Annotated in this window: 4 protein-coding genes; 3 read left to right on the forward strand and 1 reads right to left on the reverse strand. The window is 64.9% G+C overall.

Annotated features, from left to right (window positions below):
• Positions 1-346: hypothetical protein (locus Q0072_RS18845; RefSeq protein ID WP_298333088.1), on the forward strand; the 346-nt coding region annotated here is incomplete at its 5' end.
• Between the two features lie 73 nt (positions 347-419).
• Here Q0072_RS18845 and Q0072_RS18850 read toward each other — a convergent pair.
• On the reverse strand, positions 420-899 hold the full coding sequence (locus Q0072_RS18850; RefSeq protein ID WP_298333089.1) for an Lrp/AsnC family transcriptional regulator: 480 nt from the start codon (positions 897-899) through the stop codon (positions 420-422).
• Between the two features lie 102 nt (positions 900-1,001).
• Between Q0072_RS18850 and Q0072_RS18855 the strand changes: the two genes are divergently transcribed.
• Both Q0072_RS18855 and Q0072_RS18860 read left to right on the forward strand, forming a co-directional pair.
• Positions 1,002-1,931: a threonine/serine dehydratase gene (locus tag Q0072_RS18855; RefSeq protein ID WP_298333090.1), complete on the forward strand. Its 930-nt coding sequence runs from the start codon at positions 1,002-1,004 to the stop codon at positions 1,929-1,931.
• Between the two features lie 30 nt (positions 1,932-1,961).
• Entirely contained in the window at positions 1,962-2,324 is a 363-nt protein-coding gene (locus Q0072_RS18860; RefSeq protein ID WP_298333091.1) for a VOC family protein, read from the forward strand.
• Positions 2,325-2,544: the final 220 nt, after the last annotated feature.

Raw genomic sequence — 2,544 nt, forward strand, 5'->3', positions numbered from 1 at the left:
CCTCTATGCCGTCATGGCCTTCCTGGGTCTGGTCGGCTTCGCGCTGGCCCTGACGGGGGCGGTTGTCTGGCTTCAAACACTGATCGGCACCGGCCCGGCCTTGCTGGCGGTGGCCGGTGGCGTGCTGCTGCCCATTCCCATTTTCCGGGCGCTGATGGCCCAGTGGCACCGGGCCGAACAGAAGCGGCGGGAAGAGGACCAGGCAGCGGAGATGGTCAGGATGGCCGTCAGCACGCTGCTTCCCCTGCTGCTGCGCGCGCCGGGTGCCTTCCTGACCGTGGCCGTCGGCGTGATCGTGTTCTTGATCTTCATCGGGGATGAAGACACCAAGGGTCATGGGTCCTGACCCCTGGTGCCCGCCCTGTCAGGCCATAACCGACTTTGCCGCGTCCAGCGCGCGGTTGGATGTTACCGCCTGATCAATGCGTATCCACCGCCGGGATGGGCACGGAGAGTCCACGTTTTGAAATGCCCAGGGCGACGTTGGTTGTATACCGGCGGACGGTCGGATTATCCGCCATCAGCCGCCCCATCAGCGCCTCATAGGCTTCCACGTCGGGGGCGGCGATGACCAGGATAAAATCCGTGCCGCCCGTCACATAGAACACCTCCTGCACCTGATCCTCCGCCGCCAGCCAGCGGCGCAGGCTGGCCAGCATTTCTGGCCGTTCGCGTTCAATCTCCAGACCCGCGATAAAAAAGGTGGGCTTTCCCACCTTGGCGGGGTCGACCAGGGCGACGGTGGCGGTGATCACACCATCGGCCTTCAGCCGTTTCAGACGGCGTGACACGGCTGATGCGGACAGGCCGACCTGTTCCGCCAGCGTTTCCGCCGTCTGGTCGGCATCCTTCTGCACCAGGGTCAGCAATTTGCGATCAAACAGATCAAGGTCGGGCATGTGCATGATTTCGGCAGAATGACATCGTAATTCGCATGCATAAAGCACCAAGCGGCCCCATTTCGCGGAAATGGCGCGCACCATCGCCTTACAATCCCCTCCATGCGATACCCAGACCCCGACGGCATCAAGGCCGCCCTTGATCGGATTGACCCGGCATTCCGCGGTTCCCCGATCAGACAATCCGCCACCCTCGACCGGATGTTCGGTGCCGAACTCTGGTTCAAGGATGAAACCGCAAACCCGATCCGCAGCTTCAAGGCACGCGGTGCTTGTAACTTCATGGCTGCCCTGGGCGATGACGACAGGCCGCTGGTCTGTGGTTCCGCCGGCAATTTCGGGCAGGGGCTGGCCTGGGCCGCCCGCCTTCATGGCCGCCGCCTGACAGTCTTCGCCGCCGCGAATGCGGTGCGGACGAAGATACAGGCCATGCGTGATCTGGGGGCCGATGTGCGCCTCCACGGTGCCGATTTCGACGCGGCAAAGGCGGCGGCACTCTGCTTTGCGGCAGAGAAGGGACACCGCGCGGTCGCGGATGGGGACGAGGTGCTGATCGCCGAAGGGGCGGGTACCATCGCGCTGGAGGCAATGGAGGCCGTGCCCGGCATCGATCGGGTGCTGGCGCCGCTGGGCAACGGGGCGCTGGCATCGGGGATCGGCACCTGGGTCAGGCATGCGGCGCCCGCCGCCCGCATGCTGGCCGTCGCGGCGGCCGGGGCGCCGGTCATGGCCCATGCCATCCGGGGACTGCCCGTGACGGGTGGTGAGGGGGCCGACACCATCGCCGATGGTATCGCCGTACGCGTGCCCATTCCCTATGCCGTGAACAGTCTGCGTCGTGTCCTGGACGGCACCATCCTGGTGCCGGATGCGGCCATCCTGCGCGCCATGGAGCTGTTGCGAAGCCACCTGGACCTGGTGGTGGAGCCGGCGGGCGCGGCGGGTCTGGCCGCCCTTTTGTCCGACCCCGCCGCCTGGGGTGGGCGCCGCATCCTGATCCCGCTATGCGGCGGCAATATCGATGCCGCCTGATATCTGCCATTTGCAAAATCTGAGGGAAAGATGATCGACCATATCGAGTTGAAAACCGCAGATATGCCGGCCAGCCTGCATTTCTACAGCATAATCCTGGCCCCGCTCGGCTATCGGCTGGAGGTGGATGGCGCCGTGAAGGGCTTTGGCGACGGCAAGACCCTGGATTTTTTCCTGTCGGCCGGGGACGTCGCCGCCCGCGACGTGCATTACGCCTTTACCAGCCCCGACCGGGCCACCATTGACCGGATTTACGAGGTTGGCGCAGCCCAAGGATTGCGTCTTGACCGCGCACCGGCCCTGATGCCGCATGTCCATGCCAGCTATTATGCCGGGTTCCTGCGTGATCCCGATGGGCGGCTGGTGGAATTTGCCTGCCACAAGGCGGAATGACCCAGCCGGCCGCATGCCGGCCCCGGCATGAATGGGGCGGCCAACACCCGAGCATGGGCACGCGTCCTCTGATATGCAGCAGGGCGTGATGGTTGGGGGCGTGGACCGGGTGATGGGCGACAGACCGTTGATGATCAGGGAGCTGCTGCTCCTGCTGCTGCTGGCCACGCTGTGGGGCTCTTCCTATACCTTCATCAAGATCGGGGTCGAAACCATCCCG

The organism is Asticcacaulis sp., from assembly GCF_027484505.1.
In the GTDB taxonomy this organism is placed as follows: Bacteria; Pseudomonadota; Alphaproteobacteria; order Caulobacterales; family Caulobacteraceae; genus Asticcacaulis.